The following is a 19,834-nucleotide window of genomic DNA, read 5'->3' as shown; positions in this document are numbered from 1 at the left end:
GAGCACCCCTACACATGAGCTTCGGCGCCGATGAAGAGATCCTTCAGGATTTCCTGGTTGAGGCCGGCGAGATTCTAGAGCAACTGTCCGAACAGCTGGTCGAGCTTGAAAGCCGACCTGATGATGCGGACTTGCTCAATGCAATTTTTCGCGGTTTTCACACTGTAAAAGGAGGCGCCGGCTTCCTCCAGCTCAACGAGCTGGTGGAGTGCTGTCACATCGCCGAGAACGTGTTCGACATCCTGCGCAAGGGTGAGCGTCGCGTCGACTCGGAACTGATGGACGTGGTTCTTGAAGCGCTGGATGCGGTGAACGGCATGTTCACCGAAGTCCGCGAGCGCAGCCCGATCACGGCTGCCACACCAGAATTGCTGGCGGCACTGGCCCGTTTGGCCGAGCCGAAAACCGCCGATGAAACGGCACCGATCGCCGACGTGGTGGAAGAACCTGCCGCCGAGAGCGAGTCGGGTGACATCACCGATAACGAATTCGAACAACTGCTGGACTCGCTGAACGCCGTCAAGGCTCAGGCAGAAGCCCCGGCAGTTGTGCCAGCGCCGAGCAGCAATGCAGCGGGCAGCGACGAAATCACCGATGCCGAGTTCGAGTCGTTGCTCGATCAACTGCACGGTAAAGGCCAGTTCGCCGTCGATGCGGTAGCCTCGGCGCCAGCCGCACCGGTTGCCCCGAAAGCGCCAGGCGACAGCTCCGATATCACCGACGACGAGTTCGAAGCACTGCTCGATCAACTGCACGGCAAGGGCAACTTTGCCGTTGATGCGCTGGAGTCGGCCATTGCTGCGGTCCCGGCCCCGGCTGCGCCTACCGCAAAAGCGGCTGGCGGCGATCTGATCTCCGATCACGAGTTCGAATCGCTGCTCGACGAATTGCACGGCAAAGGCAAGTTCACTGAAGTCGGCACTGGCGCCGCTGTTTCGGCACCTGTCGCCAAGGCTCCTGCCGCTGCAGCGAAACCTGTCGCCAAAGCGCCCGAGCCGAAAGCCGAAGCGCCGAAGCCTGCTGCTACCCCGGCCCCGGCTCGTGCCGCGTCTGCGCCGCCAGCGGAAAAACCGGCCAGCGAAGCCGAGACCACCGTGCGCGTCGATACCGCACGTCTCGACGAAATCATGAACATGGTCGGCGAGTTGGTACTGGTGCGTAACCGTTTGGTCCGTCTGGGCCTCAACAGCGGCGACGAAGCCATGTCCAAGGCCGTGTCGAACCTCGACGTGGTCACGGCCGACCTGCAAACCGCGGTCATGAAGACCCGGATGCAACCGATCAAGAAGGTCTTCGGGCGCTTCCCACGTCTGGTTCGCGACCTGGCGCGCCAGCTCAAGAAAGAGATCAACCTGGAACTGGTCGGCGAAGAAACCGACCTCGACAAGAACCTCGTCGAGGCCCTGGCCGACCCGCTGGTCCACTTGGTGCGCAACTCGGTCGACCACGGCATTGAAGAGCCGGCCGAGCGTGAAGCGATGGGCAAGCCGCGCAGCGGCAAGGTGATCCTGTCCGCTGAACAGGAAGGCGACCACATCCTGCTGTCGATCTCCGATGACGGCAAGGGCATGGACGCCGACGTTCTGCGCGGCATTGCCGTGAAGAAAGGCTTGATGGACAAGGATGCGGCGGATCGCCTCAGCGAATCCGATTGCTTCAACCTGATCTTCGCGCCGGGCTTCTCGACCAAGACTGAAATTTCCGATGTCTCCGGACGCGGCGTGGGCATGGACGTGGTGAAAACCAAAATCGCCCAGCTCAACGGCACCATCAATATCTACTCGACCAAGGGCAAGGGCTCGAAGATCGTCATCAAGGTCCCGTTGACCCTGGCGATCATGCCGACGCTGATGGTCATGCTGGGCAACCAGGCGTTTGCGTTCCCGCTGGTGAACGTCAACGAGATCTTCCACCTCGACCTGTCGCGCACCAACGTGGTGGACGGCCAGGAAGTGGTGATCGTGCGGGACAAGGCGCTGCCATTGTTCTACCTCAAACGCTGGTTGGTCAGTTCCGCCGCTCACGAAGAGCAGCGCGAAGGCCATGTGGTGATCCTTTCGGTGGGCACTCAGCGGATCGGCTTCGTCGTCGATCAACTGGTGGGCCAGGAAGAAGTGGTCATCAAGCCATTGGGCAAAATGCTCCAGGGAACCCCGGGCATGTCCGGCGCCACCATCACCGGTGACGGCCGCATTGCGCTGATTCTCGATGTTCCGAGCATGCTCAAGCGTTACGCCGCACGGCGTATTTGATTCTGGTGGGGCGGGGCGACTGAGCCTCGCTCCGCCTAACGGAGTGTTTATGGCAGTTAAAGTCCTGGTGGTGGACGATTCGGGGTTTTTCCGCCGCCGCGTCTCGGAAATTCTTTCAGCGGATCCGAATATCCAGGTCGTCGGCACGGCGACCAACGGAAAAGAGGCGATTGATCAGGCGCTGGCCCTCAAGCCAGACGTGATCACCATGGACTACGAGATGCCGATGATGGATGGCATCACGGCAGTGCGGCACATCATGCAGCGCTGCCCGACCCCGGTGTTGATGTTCTCCTCGCTGACCCACGAAGGCGCTCGGGTCACCCTCGATGCGCTGGACGCTGGCGCGGTGGATTTCCTGCCGAAGAATTTCGAAGACATCTCCCGCAACCCGGAGAAGGTCAAGCAACTGCTGTGCGAAAAGATTCTCAGCATCTCGCGCAGTAACCGTCGCGCCAACACGTACAGCGCTCCGGCACCTGTAGCCGCACCCGCCCCGACGCCTGCTCCTTCGAGCGTCAGCAGCTACGGCAGCAGCGCGCCTGCGCGTCCGGCACCGGCGCCGATTCCGGCGCGTACCCCTGCGCCAGCCTCGTCGTCGCCAGCGCCGAAACGCAAAGCCTACAAACTGGTCGCCATCGGTACGTCCACTGGCGGCCCGGTTGCCTTGCAGCGGGTGCTGACCCAGTTGCCGGCCAATTTCCCCGCACCGATCGTATTGATCCAGCACATGCCGGCGGCCTTTACCAAGGCTTTCGCCGAGCGTCTGGACAAGCTCTGCCGCATCAGCGTCAAGGAAGCCGAGGATGGCGACATCCTGCGTCCGGGCCTGGCGTTGCTGGCGCCGGGTGGCAAGCAAATGATGATCGACGGCCGTGGCGCGGTGAAAATCCTGCCGGGCGACGAACGCCTGAACTACAAGCCGTGCGTGGACATCACCTTCGGTTCCGCGGCCAAGTCTTACGGTGACAAAGTTCTGGCGGTCGTATTGACCGGCATGGGCGCCGATGGTCGTGAAGGCGCGCGTCTGCTCAAACAGGGCGGCAGTGCAATCTGGGCGCAGGATGAAGCCAGCTGCGTGATCTACGGCATGCCGATGGCCATCGTCAAAGCCGAACTCGCTGACGCGGTGTACAGCCTGGACGATATTGGCAAGCATTTGGTCGAGGCTTGTATCTGATGGATGTTTTAAGCCTCATCGGGATCATCATGGCGTTCGTCGCCATTATTGGCGGCAACTACCTTGAAGGCGGCCACCTCGGCGCCCTGGCCAACGGCCCGGCGGCGTTGATCGTTATCGGCGGAACCGTCGGTGCGGCGCTACTGCAGTCACCGATGAGTGCCTTCAAGCGCGCCATGCAGATTCTGGCCTGGATCCTGTTTCCACCTCGCGTAGACCTCGCCGGTGGCGTCGATCGCGTCGTCAACTGGAGCCTGACCGCACGCAAGGAAGGCCTGCTGGGTCTGGAAGGGGTGGCCGACGCGGAACCTGACAACTACTCGCGCAAAGGCCTGCAACTGCTGGTGGACGGCGCCGAGCCGGAAGCGATTCGCAGCATTCTGGAAGTGGATTTCTACACCCAGGAAAGCCGCGATATCGAAGCCGCCAAAGTCTTCGAAAGCATGGGCGGCTACGCGCCGACCATCGGCATCATCGGTGCGGTGATGGGCCTGATCCACGTGATGGGCAACCTGGCCGATCCCTCGCAACTGGGTAGCGGCATTGCCGTGGCCTTCGTCGCGACCATCTATGGCGTGGCCAGTGCCAACCTGGTGCTGCTGCCGATTGCCGCCAAACTCAAGGCTGTTGCTTTGCGGCAGTCGCGTTATCGCGAAATGTTGTTGGAAGGCATTCTGTCGATCGCCGAAGGTGAAAACCCTCGCTCTATTGAGTTGAAGCTTCAAGGCTTCATGGATTGATGGGGGTAATGGACTATGGCTCGTCGTCGGCAACCTGAAGAACATGTAAACCATGAACGCTGGCTGGTTTCATACGCCGACTTCATTACGTTGCTGTTCGCTTTCTTCGTGGTGATGTACTCGATCTCTTCGATCAACGAAGGCAAGTACAAGGTTATTTCCGAAGCGTTGATCGGGGTCTTTACCGACTCCGACCGCGCCCTCAAGCCGATCCCGATCGGTGACGAGCGACCGCAGACCGTGACCCCGGCCAAGCCGCTGGTTAAAGACGCCGAGCAGGTCGACGCCGGAATCGCGGGTGCCAGCGATCCGCTCAAAAGCATCGCCGATGACATCAGCGCGGCGTTCGGCGACCTGATCAGCTCCAACCAGATGACCATTCGCGGCAACGAGTTGTGGGTCGAGATCGAACTCAATTCCAGCCTGTTGTTCGGCAGCGGTGACGCCATGCCCAGCGACATCGCGTTCAACATCATCGACAAGGTTGCGGCGATTCTGAAACCGTTCGACAACCCGATTCACGTCGAAGGGTTCACTGACGATCAACCGATCCGCACCGCGCAATACCCGACCAACTGGGAGCTGTCCTCGGCCCGTTCGGCGAGCATCGTGCGCATGCTGGCGATGCAGGGTGTGAACCCCGGTCGCCTGGCGTCGGTGGGTTACGGCGAGTTCCAGCCAGTAGCCAACAACGCCACTGCCGAGGGGCGGGCGCGTAACCGTCGCGTGGTGCTGGTGGTGTCACGAAATCTTGATGTGCGCCGCAGCCTCACGGGTACCGGAACGGCCAATGCGAAACCGGATGCCGCGTTGAAGCGTGCTGGCACACAAACTGCACCGACCCCGGTCAAGTCGCCGGGACGAGAGAGTGCCGTCAATTCTCCGTCACCCGCATTAATACGTTGAGCTATTTCTCGGTCGGCATTTCGACCGGGAGGAACAATCCGAATGAGAGTCTGGGCCGTTGCCAATCAAAAGGGTGGTGTTGGTAAAACCACTTCCTCTATCGCTTTAGCCGGTTTACTGGCCGAGGCGGGCAAGCGCGTGGTCGTGGTCGATCTCGACCCCCACGGCTCCATGACCAGCTACTTCGGTTACGACCCCGACAGTCTGGAACACAGCAGCTACGACCTGTTCCTGCACAAGGGCAGTGTGCCGCAAGGTTTGCCCGGTCAGTTGCTGTTGCCCACCAGCCACGAAAGTATTTCCCTGCTGCCATCAAGCACCGCACTCGCTACCCTCGAGCGCCAGTCGCCGGGACAGAGCGGCTTGGGCCTGGTGATTGCCAAGAGCCTGGCGCAACTTTGGCAGGACTTCGATTACGCCGTGATCGACAGCCCGCCGTTGCTTGGCGTGCTGATGGTCAATGCCTTGGCGGCGAGCCAGCAATTGGTCATTCCGGTGCAGACTGAACACCTGGCGGTCAAAGGCCTGGAACGCATGGTCAATACCCTGGCGATGATCAACCGTTCGCGTAAACAGGCGCTGCCGTTCAGCATCGTGCCGACCCTGTTCGACCGCCGCACGCAGGCTTCTCTCAGCACGCTGCGAGTATTGCGCGACAAGTACCCGGAAGAAATCTGGCAGGGCTACATCCCGGTCGATACCCGCTTGCGCGACGCCAGCCGTGCCGGCGTGACGCCTTCGCAGTTCGACGGCAAGAGCCGTGGGGTGCTGGCTTATCGCGCGTTGCTCAAGCATTTGCTGGCCGCACAACTTGTCCCGACGGTGGCCTGATGAACACAGCTCCTACGGTGGTGCGCGCATGAACCGGCCCGTGAAGGTCACCTCGCGCCCGCAACTGGCTCTCCAGTCTTATCTGGACAGCTTGCTGATGGGGGCGACTGAAGAGTTGCCGCTGGAAGTCGAAGCACTGGTTGAAGTCATTGAAGTTGTCGAAGCGGTCGAAGTTGAAGCGGCGCTGGACGAGTTCCAGGCAGCGGTTCTTGAAGAGCAGGCTCGCGATGCGCAGAACCCCGCCGTGGTTGCCGCACCGGTAGCGGCGCCCGTGGCGAAGGCCCCAGTGGCGCTGGTCGAAGCACCTGCACCGATGCTGGCGCCGGTATCGACCATCGCACCGTTGCTGCAAGCGCTTGTGCCGCCGGTTGTAGAAGTCCACCGGCCACCGAGCAATACGCCGCCACCCGTGGAAACCGATGGTCGCCCGTCCTGGGCTGCCGAGCCGTTCGAATGCCTGTTGTTCGACGTCGCCGGGCTGACCCTCGCGGTGCCGCTGGTGTGTCTGGGTTCGATTTATTCGTTGGCCGGCCACGAGCTGACACCGCTGTTCGGTCAGCCGGAGTGGTTCCTCGGGATCCTGCCGAGCCAGGCCGGCAACCTGAAAGTGTTGGACACCGCGCGTTGGGTCATGCCCGACCGTTACCGCGACGATTTCCGCCAAGGCCTGCAATACGTTATTTCGGTTCAGGGCTACGAATGGGGGCTGGCGGTGCATCAGGTCAGCCGCTCGTTGCGCCTGGACCCGAACGAAATCAAATGGAGAAGTCACCGAGGTCAGCGGCCATGGCTCGCCGGCACGGTGATTGAGCACATGTGTGCGCTGCTGGACGTTTCCGCCCTGGCCGAGTTGATCGCCAGCGGCGGGGCAAAGCACATGAGCGGCAGCAAGCCGCTACACAAACCGACATAGCTGCCGACATAACAAGTATGCGACGGCATTGTTGAATGCCGCCTACAGAACACACACCGCCAGAAGCGGTTTTTCGAGGGGTCAGGGTATGAGTAATCAAGCGACGAATGCAAAAGGTTCTGAAGATCCGATCCTGCAATGGGTAACCTTCAAACTGGACAATGAAACCTACGGCATCAACGTGATGCGCGTTCAGGAAGTCCTGCGTTACACCGAGATCGCCCCGGTCCCGGGTGCCCCGAGCTACGTGCTGGGCATCATCAACCTGCGCGGCAACGTGGTCACCGTGATCGACACCCGCCAGCGCTTCGGCCTGATGAATGCCGAGATCAGCGACAACACCCGAATCGTCATCATCGAAGCCGACAAGCAAGTCGTCGGGATCATGGTCGACAGCGTGGCCGAAGTGGTTTACCTGCGTCAGTCGGAAATCGAGACCGCGCCGAACGTCGGTAACGAAGAATCCGCCAAGTTCATTCAAGGCGTGTGCAACAAGAACAACGAACTGCTGATCCTGGTCGAGCTGGACAAGATGATGAGCGAAGAAGAATGGTCGGACCTGGAGAACATCTGATTGATTCTTGAGGTAGCGGTCATTGTCCTGTTCCTCTTTTGGGCAGGCACGCTGGCGATGTTTCTGGCGTACATACGAGGCCAACGACTGATCGCCGCGCAACAGGCCCAGGGCGATGCGTTGCGTGATCAGCGCATCAAGGACCTGGCCAAGCGCGTCGAGGACTACCAAAGCGGCAACGTGCGCATGGGCGAAGACCTGCACGAACTGCGTGCGGTGGTTGGTCCGTTGCCGGACAAACTGGCTCAGCTGGAACAGCGCGATCCGTCGAGCCTGTCGTTTGCCCAGGCGGCAAAACTGGTCGGTATGGGTGCGAGCGTCGATGAACTGACTCAGTCCTGCGGCTTGACCCAGGCTGAGGCGGAGTTGATGAGCAAGTTGCACAAGAACTGATGCCTACCCAAGATCGTTCCCATGCTCTGCGTGGGAATGCCTCTTGGGACGCTCCGCGTTCCGCTGTTGAATGTGACGCGGAGCGTCACCGGCTGCATTCCCACGCAGAGCGTGGGAACGATCAATAGTCGTCGCCGCGATCGGTTATGTCCTTCTCCACCATCGGCGCATTCGGATCCTGCCCCTCGGGAAACTTACCCTTCAAATTCCACGCAAACGCAATGATCTCGGCAATCGTCCGATACAACTCCTCCGGAATACTCTCTCCCAGTTCCATCCGCGCCAGCAGTTTCACCAACTCGGGGTTCTCGTAGATCGGGACGTCGCACTCGCGGGCAATCTTCAGGATGGCTTCGGCCAGTGCTTCGTCACCTTTGGCCGTGAGGGTAGGGGCGTGGCTGCCGTCGTACTTGAGGGCGACGGCCTGGCGCGGGGTGTTGGGGTTTTTCATGCGGTTTCGTCGACCCAGCGTTGTTCGAGGCGGGTTTGAGGGCCTTGTGGCGGTGTGCCGAGGTGGCAATCGAGATCGCCGACTTTCAGGCCGGACGCCAGCAGTCGTTGGCGCAGTTCGGCCAGATGACTTTCGATCAGGCTGGCGGTGTACGGGCGTTCGGCCCAGAGCTGGCTGGACAGGCTGCCTTTGATCAGTTGTGCCTGAATCTGCAATGGGCCCAAGGGCTCCATGTCGAACGCCAGGTCCACTCGCCACAATTGTTGTTTGGGTTCGCGCTCGTCGCGGCGTTCGTTTTGTTGTTCTTTCTCGGGTGCTTCTTCGCGCTGGAACTTGACCTGCAACGGCACGATGTCCTGCAGATTGCGCATCGGGATTTCCAGTTGCCACGTGCTCATCAACCGACCGTCGTCAGTGACGCCGGTCTGTTCCAGGCTCGACAGTTGATGGCTTTGCAGGCGTGAAACCGCCGCGGCTGCCAAACGCAGCAAGTGCTCGAGGTCGCCTTCGCCGTCCAAGCTTTTGAGCAGGCGCTCGGGCAGCGGGAAGCTGGTTGGCTGCGGTTTGGCGCTGACCTGACCGAGCATGCCGAGGGCACTGCGCACGAAGTTCGGCATGGCCTGGGCCAGGGTGTTGGCGGCAATGATCGCGTTGAGATTGGTGTTGGCCGGCAGGCTTGGGGTCAATTGTGCGATCAGCTTGAGCAGATCACCTTTCATGTCCGCGGCCAGCGCCGGGTTCTGACCGCTGAGCAATTTGGCTTCAAGGAACAGCCCACTATTGGCCAGTGCCTGGGCCAGCCCCTTTGGCGTGCTGAGTTGTTGAACATCGGGCAGGCCGGCGAGTAGCTTATCGACGGCGGCACGCAGGTCACTGGACGTCTGGTTCGAGGACGGCAGGTTTTGCAGGAGTTTGAGCAGGCCATCCAGCGAGCCTTGGCGACTCTGTTGGCTGACCAGTTGTTGGCTCACCGCCAATTGTTCCTGGCGGCTGCTCAGCGGCACGAACTTCAATGTCTGGGTGTCCTGCACCAGCGCACTCAGCAAAGTGCCGATGCGCAGGGGCGTGGGGCTGTCGATGTTCAGGGTGCTGCCGCTCAACGCGGTGTTGAGCAAACTCACCATCGAGCGAAACACCGTCGGCTGGCCCGGCACCTGTGGCAACACCTGGGAGGTCAGCACTTTGCCTTGCAGCAGGGTGCCGACGGGCAGTTGTGTCGTGTCGATACGAGTGAGCGTGGCGACGCTGGAGGCGATGGCCTGTTGCACGGTAACGGCCAGATTACTCGCCGACGGCTGAGTGATCGCCAGGCTGGTGCCCTGAGGCAGTGGTTGGCTGCTGGTGGCCTGGACCGTAGTCTGACGGCCGCTGTCGAGGGTGACCTTGAGCAACAGTTGAAAGGTCTGATCCGCCTGCTTGAGCGACAGCACTTCGGCCTTGGCGGTCTGACCGGCAGTGATCAGGCCCTCCATCGGTGTCAGTAACTTCAGCAGGTCGCCACTCACCACCAGCGGTCGCGAAGTCGCGGGCGTGGTTTGCGGGAGCGGAAGGATGTTCATTTCGCCTGTCATACGCGGTCACAACCTGAGGAAATTGCCCTCTTTAGAGTAGGGCATGGCATGTATAATGCCGCCCCGTTGTATCCGGGGCGCTGAAAACATTTCAAATACTTGATCCAGCTCCTTAGAACGGGCCGCCAATGCATTTATCCTGCATATCTTTAACGGCTGCTCCACTGCCGACTTGAACCCAAAAGGCCCGTGATCTCTTGACCAGTCCTGTCCTGCAAACCGTTGCCCTCGCCTGTGAGCGAGACCTTCGGCTGCTCTTCGAAAATCTCGAATTGAGACTGGCCAGTGGCGAAATGTTGCAAATCAGCGGCCCCAACGGCAGCGGCAAGACCAGCCTTTTACGCCTGCTTTGCGGGCTGATGCAGCCGACTGCCGGCCAGGTGCTGCTCAACGGCCAGCCATTGAACGAGCAACGCTTTGAGCTGGCGCGCAACCTGCTGTGGATCGGCCATGCCGCCGGGATCAAGGATTTGCTGACGCCGGAAGAAAACCTGAGCTGGCTGTGCGCCTTGCATCAACCTGCCTCCCAGGAGGCGATCTGGCAAGCGCTGGCGGCTGTGGGACTGCGGGGGTTCGAGGATGTTCCTTGCCATACGCTGTCTGCCGGGCAGCAACGCCGGGTCGCGTTGGCGCGGTTGTACCTGGAAAGCCCGCCGCTATGGATCCTCGATGAGCCATTCACCGCGCTCGACAAACAAGGCGTGGCGCAACTCGAAGAACATCTGGCCGCACACTGCGAGCGCGGCGGCATGGTGGTCTTGACCACTCACCACACGCTGACCCGGATGCCGGCCGGCTATCGCGACATTGACTTGGGGAATTGGGCCGTATGAGTGTTTTCGGCCTGTTGGTCGCCCGTGAAGCCCGATTGTTGTTCCGCCGTCCGGCGGAGTTGGCCAATCCGCTCGTATTCTTCGCGATCGTCGTTTCCCTGTTCCCGCTGGCGGTCGGCCCCGAGTCTCAATTGTTGCAAACCTTGTCTCCGGGACTGGTCTGGGTAGCAGCGCTTTTATCGGTTTTGCTCTCGCTGGACGGGCTTTTCCGCAGTGATTTCGAAGACGGATCGCTTGAACAGTGGGTCCTTTCGTCGCACCCCCTGCCTCTTCTGGTTTTGGCCAAGGTACTGGCACACTGGTCCTTCTCCGGCCTGGCACTGGTTTTGCTCGCGCCATTACTGGCATTGATGCTTGGTTTGCCAACCGCCTGTCTGCCGGTGTTGCTGCTTTCCTTGTTGCTGGGTACACCGGTGCTGAGCCTGCTCGGTGCGGTGGGCGCGGCCCTGACGGTGGGATTGAAGCGCGGTGGCCTGTTGCTGGCGCTGCTGATTCTGCCGTTGTACATCCCGGTGTTGATTCTCGGCAGTGGCGCCTTGCAGGCGGCATTGCAGGGCATGCCGGCGACAGGTTATCTCTTGTGGCTTGGTAGCCTGACCGCCCTGGCGATAACCCTGACACCTTTTGCAATCGCTGCTGGCCTGAAGATCAGCGTCGGCGAATAATGAGGTCTGGTTATTTTTTGACCAGTAAAGACCCTTTTTGGCTGCTTCGTGATGGCGAGCAGCAACCGTGATGGAAACAGTAATGAACTGGACCTGGTTTCATAAGCTTGGCTCGCCCAAATGGTTTTACGGCATCAGCGGCAAACTGCTGCCGTGGCTGAGTGTCGCGGCGTTGCTGCTGATCAGCGTTGGTGTCGTGTGGGGCCTGGCTTTTGCGCCGCCGGATTACCAGCAAGGCAACAGCTTTCGCATCATTTATATCCACGTTCCGGCCGCCATCCTGGCCCAGTCCATCTACGTGATGCTGGCGATCTGTGGCATCGTCGGGCTGGTGTGGAAGATGAAACTGGCCGACGTCGCCCTGCAATGCGCCGCGCCCATCGGCGCCTGGATGACCGCCGTGGCGCTGGTTACCGGCGCGATCTGGGGCAAACCGACCTGGGGTTCGTGGTGGGTCTGGGATGCACGACTTACGTCCATGCTTATTCTGCTGTTTCTGTACTTCGGTCTTATTGCGCTGGGCAACGCGATCAGCAATCGTGACAGTGCCGCCAAGGCCTGCGCGGTATTGGCGATTGTCGGCGTGATCAACATCCCGATCATCAAATACTCGGTGGAGTGGTGGAACACGCTGCACCAGGGCGCGACGTTCACCCTCACCGAAAAACCGGCAATGCCCGTCGAGATGTGGCTGCCACTGCTGCTGACGGCGCTGGGGTTCTACTGTTTCTTCGGCGCGGTGTTGCTGCTGCGCATGCGCCTTGAAGTGCTCAAGCGCGAAGCCCGGGCGAGCTGGGTGAAGGCCGAAGTGCAGAACAGTCTGGAGGTCGCTCGATGAGTTTCGCTTCATTCGGCGACTTTCTCGCCATGGGCCATCACGGCCTGTATGTCTGGTCCGCCTATGGCATCAGCCTGGCGGTGCTGGCCCTCAACGTGGCGGCGCCAATCCTGGCCCGCAAGCGGTATCTGCAACAAGAGGCGCGTCGTCTGCGCCGGGAGAACGGCAAGTGAATCCGCTGCGCAAAAAGCGTCTTATCATCATTCTCGCGATCCTGGTCGGTGTCGGCGCTGCCGTCGGCCTGGCCCTGAGCGCCCTCCAGCAAAACATCAATCTGTTTTACACCCCGACCCAGATCGCCAACGGCGAAGCCCCACAAGACACGCGCATCCGCGCTGGCGGCATGGTCGAAAAAGGTTCGCTGCAACGTTCCGGCGATTCGCTGGACGTGAAATTCGTCGTCACTGACTTCAGTAAATCCGTGACCATCACTTATCGCGGCATCCTGCCGGACCTGTTCCGTGAAGGGCAGGGCATCGTTGCCCTGGGCAAGCTCAACGCCGACGGCGTGGTGGTGGCCGACGAAGTGCTGGCCAAGCACGATGAAAAGTACATGCCGCCGGAAGTGACCAAGGCTTTGAAAGACAGTGGTCAATCTGCTCCAACGCCCGCGAAGGAGGGTTGATCGATGATGTCCGGACTGTTTATTCCTGAACTCGGCCACCTGGCCATGATTCTGGCGCTGTGTTTCGCGCTGGTTCAGGCCGTGGTGCCGTTGTTCGGTGCCTGGCGTGGTGATCGCTTGTGGATGAGCCTGGCCCAGCCGGCCGCCTGGGGGCAATTCGCGTTTCTGTTGTTCGCCTTCGGCTGCCTGACCTACGCCTTCATGGCCGACGATTTCTCCGTCGCCTACGTTGCCAGCAACTCCAACAGTGCCTTGCCGTGGTACTACAAGTTCAGCGCTGTGTGGGGCGCGCACGAAGGATCGTTGCTGCTGTGGGCGTTGATCCTCGGCGGCTGGACCTTCGCGGTGTCGGTGTTTTCCCGGCAGTTGCCGCAAGTGATGCTGGCGCGCGTGCTGGCGGTGATGGGCATGATCAGCACCGGTTTCCTGCTGTTCCTGATCCTCACCTCGAACCCTTTCGCCCGCATCCTGCCGCAGATTCCCACGGACGGTCGTGATCTCAACCCACTGCTGCAAGACATCGGCCTGATCGTTCACCCGCCGATGCTGTACATGGGTTATGTCGGTTTCTCCGTGGCCTTCGCTTTCGCCATCGCTGCACTGCTGGGCGGTCGGCTTGATGCGGCATGGGCTCGCTGGTCCCGTCCGTGGACCATCGTCGCCTGGGCCTTCCTCGGTATCGGTATCACTCTCGGTTCATGGTGGGCGTACTACGAACTCGGCTGGGGCGGCTGGTGGTTCTGGGACCCGGTGGAAAACGCCTCCTTCATGCCATGGCTGGTGGGTACGGCGCTGATTCACTCGTTGGCGGTCACGGAAAAACGTGGCGTGTTCAAGAGCTGGACCGTGTTGCTGGCCATCGCTGCCTTCTCGTTGAGCCTGCTGGGGACCTTCCTGGTGCGTTCCGGCGTGCTGACCTCGGTTCACGCCTTTGCGTCCGACCCCGAGCGCGGCGTGTTCATCCTGATCTTCCTGCTGTTTGTGGTCGGTGGTTCGCTGACGTTGTTCGCCCTGCGCGCTCCCGTGGTGAAGAGCCACGTTGGCTTCAACCTCTGGTCCCGGGAAACCCTGCTGCTGGGTAACAACCTGGTGCTGGTGGTGGCAGCCTCGATGATTCTGCTGGGCACGTTGTATCCGCTGATCCTCGATGCAATGACGGGCGCCAAGCTGTCGGTCGGCCCGCCGTACTTCAACGCACTGTTCATTCCGTTGATGGCCTTGCTGATGATGGTGATGGCGGTGGGCATGTTGGTGCGCTGGAAAGACACCCCGGTCAAATGGCTGATGAGTATGCTGACCCCGGTGTTGCTCGGCAGCGCCGCGCTGGCCGTGGTAGCCGGTGTCGCTTATGGCGATTTCAACTGGGCGGTGATTGCGACCTTCATGCTCGCTGCCTGGGTATTGCTGGCCGGTGTGCGTGACATCTTCGACAAGACTCGCCACAAAGGCCTGATCAAAGGCTTGCCGACCTTGACCCGCAGTTATTGGGGCATGCAGGTCGCCCACATCGGCATCGCCGTGTGCGCCCTCGGCGTCGTGCTGTCGAGCCAGAACAGTGCCGAGCGCGACCTGCGTCTGGCGCCGGGTGAGTCCATGGACCTGGGCGGTTACCAGTTCGTATTCGAAGGCGCCAAGCATTTCGAAGGCCCGAACTTCACCTCCGACAAAGGCACCGTTCGGGTGATCCGCAACGGCAAGGAAATCAGCGTGCTACACCCGGAAAAACGCCTCTACACCGTGCAGAACTCGGTGATGACCGAAGCCGGGATCGACGCCGGTTTCACCCGCGACCTCTACGTTGCACTCGGCGAGCCGTTGGGCGATGGCGCCTGGGCTGTGCGCGTTCACGTCAAACCGTTCGTGCGCTGGATCTGGTTCGGTGGTTTGCTCACCGGTTTGGGCGGGTTGCTCGCGGCATTGGATCGCCGTTACCGGGTCAAGGTGAATAGCCGTGTGCGTGAAGCGCTGGGCATGACGGGAGCCACGGCATGAGACGTTGGTTGATGCTGTTGCCCCTGGCGATTTTCCTGCTGGTGGCGGTTTTCCTTTATCGCGGTCTGTTCCTGAACCCGGCCGAGTTGCCCTCGGCGATGATCAACAAGCCGTTCCCGGAGTTTTCCCTGCCGGCGGTGCAGGGCGACAAAACCCTGACCCGGGACGATATTCTGGGTAAACCAGCGTTGGTTAACGTCTGGGGCACCTGGTGCATTTCCTGCCGGGTCGAGCATCCGGTGCTGAACAAACTGGCCGAGAAAGGCGTGGTGATCTACGGCATCAACTACAAGGACATCAACGCTGACGCCTTGAAGTGGCTGGCGGAATTCCACAATCCGTACCAGTTGGACATCCGTGACGACGAAGGCACTTTGGGTTTGAACCTCGGCGTTTATGGCGCTCCGGAAACTTTCTTCATCGACGCCAAGGGCATCATCCGCGACAAGTTCGTTGGCGTGATCGACGAACAGGTCTGGCGTGAAAAACTGGCGGCCAAGTATCAGGCGCTGGTTGATGAGGCCAAGCCATGAAGCGCTGGATAGCCGCCGCGGTATTGGGTTTGAGCATGGCCGGCGTGGCGCACGCGGCCATCGACACCTACGAGTTTGCCAAAGAAGGTGATCGCGAGCGTTTTCGCGAGCTGACCAAAGAGCTGCGTTGCCCCAAGTGCCAGAATCAGGACATTGCCGATTCCAACGCACCGATCGCCGCCGACCTGCGCAAAGAGATCTTTCGCATGCTCGGCGAGGGCAAGGACAACCAGCAGATCATCGACTTCATGGTCGACCGCTACGGTGATTTCGTCCGTTACAAGCCTGCTCTGAACGCCAAGACTGCTGTGCTCTGGTTCGGCCCTGCCGGCCTGCTGCTGGGCGGTTTTGTGATCATCGCCGTGATCGTCCGGCGTCGTCGCGTGCAACGCGTTGACACCAAGGATGAGCTCTCTGCCGAGGAGCGTGAGCGCCTCGACCACCTGTTGGATAAAACCAAGAATGATTGATTTCTGGCTCGCTGCAGGTCTGCTGCTTCTGGTTGCCCTGAGTTTTCTGCTGATTCCCGTTCTGCGTGGTCGTCGCGCCCAGCTTGAAGAGGACCGTACGGCGCTGAACGTCGCGCTGTATCAGGAACGCGTGGCTGAGTTGCAGACTCAGCAGGAAGAGGGCGTTCTCGACGCCACGCAAATGGACACCGGTCGCGCCGAAGCCGCCCGTGAATTGCTCGCCGACACTGAAGGCGTCGAGGCGCCTCGCGTGTCCCGCCTGGGCAAACCGTGGCCCTTGCTGGCGGCGATTCTGGTGCCGGTGCTGGGTCTTGGCCTCTATCTGCATTTTGGGGCGAGCGACAAGGTCGAACTGACCCGTGAATTCTCCCAGGCGCCGCAGTCGATGGAAGAGATGACCCGTCGCCTGGAACGTGCGGTCGCGGCTCAGCCGGATTCGGCTGAAGGCCTGTATTTCCTCGGTCGCACGTACATGGCGCAGGATCGCCCTGGCGATGCGGCGAAGATCTTCGAACGCACGGTGAGCCTGGCCGGTCGTCAGCCGGAGCTGTTGGGTCAATGGGCTCAGGCCCAGTACTTCGCCGACGGCAAGAAGTGGTCGGACAAGGTCCAGGCCCTGACCGACGAAGCGCTCAAAGCCGATCCGAAAGAAGTCACCAGCCTTGGCTTGCTCGGTATCGCTGCCTTTGAAAGCCAGCGTTATCAGGACGCCATCGACTATTGGAATCGCCTGTTGGTGCAACTGCCGCCGGAAGACGGTTCCCGCGCCGCGCTGCAAGGCGGCATCACTCGGGCCACAGAGAAACTTGAAGCCAGCAGCGGCAAGGTGGCCCAGGCGCCGGCTGCCAAGGTGGCGGCAGTGCTCAAGGTGCGAGTGGACCTGGCACCCGAGCTGAAAGCCAAGGTTCAGCCGGGCGACAGCGTCTTCATCTTCGCCCGCGCCACCGCAGGGCCTCCTGCGCCATTGGCCGCCAAGCGTCTGACCGTGGCCGACTTGCCGGCGACCGTCGAGCTGGGCGACGCCGATGCAATGATGCCGCAGTTGAAACTGTCGAACTTCCCTGAAGTCCAACTGGTTGCGCGCATCTCCCGCGCCGGCAAACCCACTGCCGGCGAATGGATCGGTCGCAGCCAGCCTCTGGCCAGCAGCACCACAGCGCAGCAAACACTGACCATCGACAGCCCGGACAAATGACAGGAATCGCCACTATGACCACCATCGCTCGTATCACCCTGCTCAGTATGGTTTTGGGGTTAAGCGCTTGCGTGGTCCAGCCGCAGCAGCCTGAACGGCTGCCACCGATCCCGCCGTCGCAGCCGCGCCCGACGCCGTCCCCGACACCGACTCCGAGCAAACCGAACATTCCGGCCAAGCCCGCCAAACCGCTGCCACGCACCTCCGCCAGCTTCGCGCCGCCACCGGGTGGCAACAGCCATTGGGACGCCAAGCTCGGCGTGTACGTTCTCGATGATCAGACCAACACCTTCTACCGCCAGCGCACGTATTACCGCTGGAATAACGGCTGGAGCCGGTCGATCAGCCCGAACGGGCCATGGGAAGAGACCGACATCCAGGGCGTGCCGGGCGGGTTGGGACGACAATTCGGGCAGTAAACAGAAACGGCGATCCTTGGATCGCCGTTTTGTTTTTTGTGCATTTTTCAGACCTCCTTTGTCAGCAACCCCTGCACATACTCCACAAACGCCCGAGCCTTTGCGCTGGCCATTCTGCCCGTGGGAAACACCGCCCAAAGGTCCTGATTCGGCAACGTCCAATCCTTCATTACCTCCCTGACCGCGCCGTTGGCCAGTTCCGGGGCAAACATCCATTCGGACGCCATGGTCAGCCCTTGATGGGCGAGCACGGCTGCGCGCAGACCTTCGGCGGCGTTGACGCTGACTCGGCCGTTGATGATCACTTCTAGCTGAGTGAAAGTGTTCATTCTTGGAAAGTATGCCGCCGTCCGCAATCACACCCTGTAAAACAACCAAGCGTCGCGTTGCGGATTTTTGTGCTTGAGTAAAGATAACTCTAGGGTTACTTTTGTTTGGGCCTGAGCAAGGAGGCTATTGGTGCAGAGCAGGCTATTGATCAAGGAGTTGGAGGAGGCCGGCTGGATACTGGATCGGATTACCGGCAGTCATCACCTCTTCAAACACCTATATAACCCGTACACGATACCCGTCCCTCATCCGAAAAAGGATTTGCCGATCGGGACGGTCAAGAGCATCAGGAGGCGAGCCGGGTTGTATTGCCCGGGAGCCAGTCATGCAGGAGATCCATAATGCAATATCCAATCTGTATCGAGTGGGGCGACGAGAACACCGCCATCGGTATTCAGATCCCCGATATTCCAGGCGCCGTAACGGCCGGGGATACGTTTGAAGACGCCTACAACGCGGCGGTCGAGATTGCCCACATCATGCTTCAGGAGATTGCGGCTGACGGGGAGTCGATTCCCATGCCTACTTCTGCTGCTGCCCACCGTGGCAATCCGGACTTCGCCGACATGGGCTGGGGCATGCTGGAGCTGGACATCGCGCCGTACATGGGCAAAACCGAGAAGGTCAATGTGACGCTGCCCGGCTATGTGATTCAGCGTATCGATCGTTATGTGCGCGAGCACAATGTCAAAAGCCGCTCTTCATTTCTGGCAGATGCGGCGATGGAGAAGTTGGTTCGGCACTGAGTGATGTCGGTCACACAGCCATCGCAGGCAACCTCGGTCCCCTAGGCGCGAGACGGTGCGGCGATCCGATTCGCCCGCGATGCTTTTAAAGCTTCACGCCGTCGCCAGCGAACGCTTTTGCGAAACACTCAAAAACCGCAGCAATGCCAACAAAGGAAATGCGCTACCCACAATCACAATCCACAACCAGCCGCCGTGTTCATACACCGCACTGGCCACCGAGGAGCCAAATGCGCCACCGATGAATATGCTGGTCATGTACAGCGCATTCAGGCGGCTGCGGCTTTTGGCGTCGAGGGCGTAGACCGCGCGTTGACCGAGCACCATGTTCATCTGCACACAGAAATCAAGCACCACGCCGGTGACCGCGAGGCCAATGACGCTGTAGACCGGATGGATGAAGGCGGGCAGAAAACTCAGGCTGGCGAACAGCAGGGCCAGCAACGAGGCGATGCGGGTGTGGCCGGCATCAGCCAGTCGACCGGCAATGGGGGCGGCGATGGCGCCGATAGCCCCGACCAGGGCGAAGATCGCGATCTGGGTTTGCGACAAGCCATGATTGCGCGCCAGTTCCAGTGGCACAGCGGTCCAGAACAGGCTGAAGCTGGCGAACATGCAACCCTGGTAAAACGCCCGCTGACGCAACACCGGTTGTTGACGCAACAGGGTCCACAGCGAGCCCAGCAGTTGACCATAGGAAGCACTGTGATCAGGCTGGCGCTTGGGAATCGTCAGCGCCAACACCATGCTGATTGCCGCCATCAATACCGCTGCAATCACAAACATCGCACGCCAGCCAAAATGGTCAGCCACCACGCTCGACACCGGTCGCGCCAACAGAATCCCCAACAGCAAACCGCCCATGATCCCGCCGACCACACGGCCCCGAGACTCTTCCGGCGCCAAATGTGCAGCCAGTGGAATCAGGATCTGCACCGACACCGAACTGAACCCCACCAGCAGCGAGATCAGCAAAAACACGTTGGGCTGATCGGTGAACGCCGCGCCCAGCAGGCTGGCAATCGCCACCACGGTGGTGATGATCATCAATCGGCGGTTTTCCAGCAAATCACCCAGCGGCACCAGGAAGAACAGACCCAATGCGTAACCGATCTGAGTCAACGAAACGATCAGGCTGGCCATGGTGCTGGTCAAGCCGATGTCCGGCGCGATCAGGCCGATGATCGGTTGGGCGTAGTAGATGTTGGCAACGATGGCGCCGCAGCAGAAGGCAAACAGCAGCACCATGCCTCGGGTCATTGTCGCGGTGCCCTGGGGCACTGGGTTCGCTGGGTTCATAACGGGTCTCGCTGAGCAAAAGAGAATGCGCGCAGGCTAAAGGGCTGACGCGTACGGCGGAAGAGGGTTTGGAGTGAT

23 protein-coding genes and 1 pseudogene are annotated in these 19,834 nt (G+C 60.6%); 20 read left to right on the top strand and 4 right to left on the bottom strand.

Translation table 11 applies throughout. The annotated features are described in order from the left end of the window. Positions 1-14: 14 nt before the first annotated feature. The 8 genes from ACQ4OB_RS21225 (at position 15) to ACQ4OB_RS21190 (ending at position 7,789) form a co-directional block, all read left to right on the top strand. Positions 15-2,252, top strand: coding sequence for a chemotaxis protein CheA (locus tag ACQ4OB_RS21225; protein WP_430956387.1), 2,238 nt, complete (start codon positions 15-17; stop codon positions 2,250-2,252). A gap of 49 nt (positions 2,253-2,301) precedes the next feature. Next, positions 2,302-3,432 carry a protein-glutamate methylesterase/protein-glutamine glutaminase gene (locus ACQ4OB_RS21220; protein ID WP_074874582.1) on the top strand — a complete coding sequence of 377 codons (1,131 nt, stop codon included), beginning with the start codon at positions 2,302-2,304 and terminating at the stop codon, positions 3,430-3,432. Continuing rightward, entirely contained in the window at positions 3,432-4,172 is a 741-nt protein-coding gene (locus ACQ4OB_RS21215) for a flagellar motor protein (protein ID WP_074874584.1), read from the top strand. Before ACQ4OB_RS21220 ends, ACQ4OB_RS21215 begins: the two co-directional genes overlap by 1 nt. 15 nt (positions 4,173-4,187) lie before the next feature. Next, positions 4,188-5,078 (top strand): flagellar motor protein MotD, encoded by an 891-nt coding sequence (gene motD / locus ACQ4OB_RS21210; RefSeq protein WP_074874586.1) that lies wholly within the window; start codon positions 4,188-4,190, stop codon positions 5,076-5,078. A gap of 42 nt (positions 5,079-5,120) precedes the next feature. Beyond that, positions 5,121-5,909, top strand: a complete 789-nt coding sequence (locus tag ACQ4OB_RS21205) for a ParA family protein (protein ID WP_074874587.1) — start codon at positions 5,121-5,123, stop codon at positions 5,907-5,909. Positions 5,910-5,937: 28 nt separating this feature from the next. Then, positions 5,938-6,822 carry a CheW domain-containing protein gene (locus ACQ4OB_RS21200; RefSeq protein WP_430956386.1) on the top strand — a complete coding sequence of 295 codons (885 nt, stop codon included), beginning with the start codon at positions 5,938-5,940 and terminating at the stop codon, positions 6,820-6,822. Between the two features lie 88 nt (positions 6,823-6,910). Further along, positions 6,911-7,396 (top strand): chemotaxis protein CheW, encoded by a 486-nt coding sequence (locus ACQ4OB_RS21195; RefSeq protein ID WP_008155806.1) that lies wholly within the window; start codon positions 6,911-6,913, stop codon positions 7,394-7,396. Beyond that, on the top strand, positions 7,397-7,789 hold the full coding sequence (locus ACQ4OB_RS21190) for a DUF2802 domain-containing protein (protein ID WP_056742068.1): 393 nt from the start codon (positions 7,397-7,399) through the stop codon (positions 7,787-7,789). A 121-nt stretch (positions 7,790-7,910) separates the two neighbouring features. Here ACQ4OB_RS21190 and ACQ4OB_RS21185 read toward each other — a convergent pair whose 3' ends face one another. Then, positions 7,911-8,240: an EscU/YscU/HrcU family type III secretion system export apparatus switch protein gene (locus tag ACQ4OB_RS21185; RefSeq protein WP_102615889.1), complete on the bottom strand. Its 330-nt coding sequence runs from the start codon at positions 8,238-8,240 to the stop codon at positions 7,911-7,913. Further along, positions 8,237-9,811, bottom strand: coding sequence for a flagellar hook-length control protein FliK (locus tag ACQ4OB_RS21180; RefSeq protein WP_430956385.1), 1,575 nt, complete (start codon positions 9,809-9,811; stop codon positions 8,237-8,239). Before ACQ4OB_RS21180 ends, ACQ4OB_RS21185 begins: the two co-directional genes overlap by 4 nt. A 197-nt stretch (positions 9,812-10,008) precedes the next feature. Between ACQ4OB_RS21180 and ccmA the strand changes: the two genes are divergently transcribed. The 10 genes from ccmA (at position 10,009) to ACQ4OB_RS21130 (ending at position 17,381) form a co-directional block, all read left to right on the top strand. Next, complete coding sequence (gene ccmA, locus ACQ4OB_RS21175) at positions 10,009-10,644, top strand: cytochrome c biogenesis heme-transporting ATPase CcmA (protein WP_074874598.1); 636 nt, start codon at positions 10,009-10,011, stop codon at positions 10,642-10,644. Next, positions 10,641-11,309, top strand: a complete 669-nt coding sequence (gene ccmB, locus ACQ4OB_RS21170; protein ID WP_008155797.1) for a heme exporter protein CcmB — start codon at positions 10,641-10,643, stop codon at positions 11,307-11,309. Before ccmA ends, ccmB begins: the two co-directional genes overlap by 4 nt. 82 nt (positions 11,310-11,391) lie before the next feature. Further along, positions 11,392-12,147 carry a heme ABC transporter permease gene (locus ACQ4OB_RS21165; protein WP_074874599.1) on the top strand — a complete coding sequence of 252 codons (756 nt, stop codon included), beginning with the start codon at positions 11,392-11,394 and terminating at the stop codon, positions 12,145-12,147. Next, positions 12,144-12,320, top strand: coding sequence for a heme exporter protein CcmD (ccmD, locus tag ACQ4OB_RS21160; protein ID WP_007894243.1), 177 nt, complete (start codon positions 12,144-12,146; stop codon positions 12,318-12,320). Before ACQ4OB_RS21165 ends, ccmD begins: the two co-directional genes overlap by 4 nt. Next, positions 12,317-12,772: a cytochrome c maturation protein CcmE gene (gene ccmE / locus ACQ4OB_RS21155; protein WP_074874600.1), complete on the top strand. Its 456-nt coding sequence runs from the start codon at positions 12,317-12,319 to the stop codon at positions 12,770-12,772. Before ccmD ends, ccmE begins: the two co-directional genes overlap by 4 nt. Before the next feature lie 3 nt (positions 12,773-12,775). Beyond that, positions 12,776-14,764, top strand: a complete 1,989-nt coding sequence (locus ACQ4OB_RS21150; protein ID WP_076030184.1) for a heme lyase CcmF/NrfE family subunit — start codon at positions 12,776-12,778, stop codon at positions 14,762-14,764. Next, on the top strand, positions 14,761-15,297 hold the full coding sequence (locus ACQ4OB_RS21145; protein ID WP_074874602.1) for a DsbE family thiol:disulfide interchange protein: 537 nt from the start codon (positions 14,761-14,763) through the stop codon (positions 15,295-15,297). Before ACQ4OB_RS21150 ends, ACQ4OB_RS21145 begins: the two co-directional genes overlap by 4 nt. Next, entirely contained in the window at positions 15,294-15,767 is a 474-nt protein-coding gene (locus ACQ4OB_RS21140) for a cytochrome c-type biogenesis protein (protein ID WP_076030185.1), read from the top strand. The genes ACQ4OB_RS21145 and ACQ4OB_RS21140 overlap by 4 nt, the downstream gene beginning before the upstream one ends. Next, the gene (ccmI, locus tag ACQ4OB_RS21135) at positions 15,760-16,962 is read left to right on the top strand and encodes a c-type cytochrome biogenesis protein CcmI (protein WP_430956384.1); all 1,203 of its coding nucleotides are present in this window, start codon (positions 15,760-15,762) and stop codon (positions 16,960-16,962) included. The genes ACQ4OB_RS21140 and ccmI overlap by 8 nt, the downstream gene beginning before the upstream one ends. Before the next feature lie 14 nt (positions 16,963-16,976). After that, positions 16,977-17,381: a hypothetical protein gene (locus ACQ4OB_RS21130; protein WP_074874609.1), complete on the top strand. Its 405-nt coding sequence runs from the start codon at positions 16,977-16,979 to the stop codon at positions 17,379-17,381. Positions 17,382-17,428: 47 nt separating this feature from the next. Here ACQ4OB_RS21130 and ACQ4OB_RS21125 read toward each other — a convergent pair. Continuing rightward, a pseudogene (locus tag ACQ4OB_RS21125) lies at positions 17,429-17,689 on the bottom strand (LysR substrate-binding domain-containing protein); the annotation flags it as partial. 151 nt (positions 17,690-17,840) lie between these two features. On the opposite strand from ACQ4OB_RS21125, the gene ACQ4OB_RS21120 reads away from it, so the two are divergent. Both ACQ4OB_RS21120 and ACQ4OB_RS21115 read left to right on the top strand, forming a co-directional pair. Beyond that, positions 17,841-18,053: a type II toxin-antitoxin system HicA family toxin gene (locus ACQ4OB_RS21120; protein WP_430956383.1), complete on the top strand. Its 213-nt coding sequence runs from the start codon at positions 17,841-17,843 to the stop codon at positions 18,051-18,053. Further along, entirely contained in the window at positions 18,053-18,457 is a 405-nt protein-coding gene (locus ACQ4OB_RS21115) for a type II toxin-antitoxin system HicB family antitoxin (protein ID WP_056742059.1), read from the top strand. Before ACQ4OB_RS21120 ends, ACQ4OB_RS21115 begins: the two co-directional genes overlap by 1 nt. A 93-nt stretch (positions 18,458-18,550) precedes the next feature. On the opposite strand, the gene ACQ4OB_RS21110 is transcribed toward ACQ4OB_RS21115, so the two are convergent. Continuing rightward, complete coding sequence (locus tag ACQ4OB_RS21110; RefSeq protein ID WP_430956382.1) at positions 18,551-19,756, bottom strand: MFS transporter; 1,206 nt, start codon at positions 19,754-19,756, stop codon at positions 18,551-18,553. Positions 19,757-19,834: the final 78 nt, after the last annotated feature.

Source organism: Pseudomonas sp. ES4, assembly GCF_050586665.1.
GTDB lineage: Bacteria > Pseudomonadota > Gammaproteobacteria > Pseudomonadales > Pseudomonadaceae > Aquipseudomonas > Aquipseudomonas frederiksbergensis.
The sequence above is the reverse complement of the archived record's forward strand: the minus strand, read 5'-3'. Positions and strand labels throughout refer to the sequence as shown.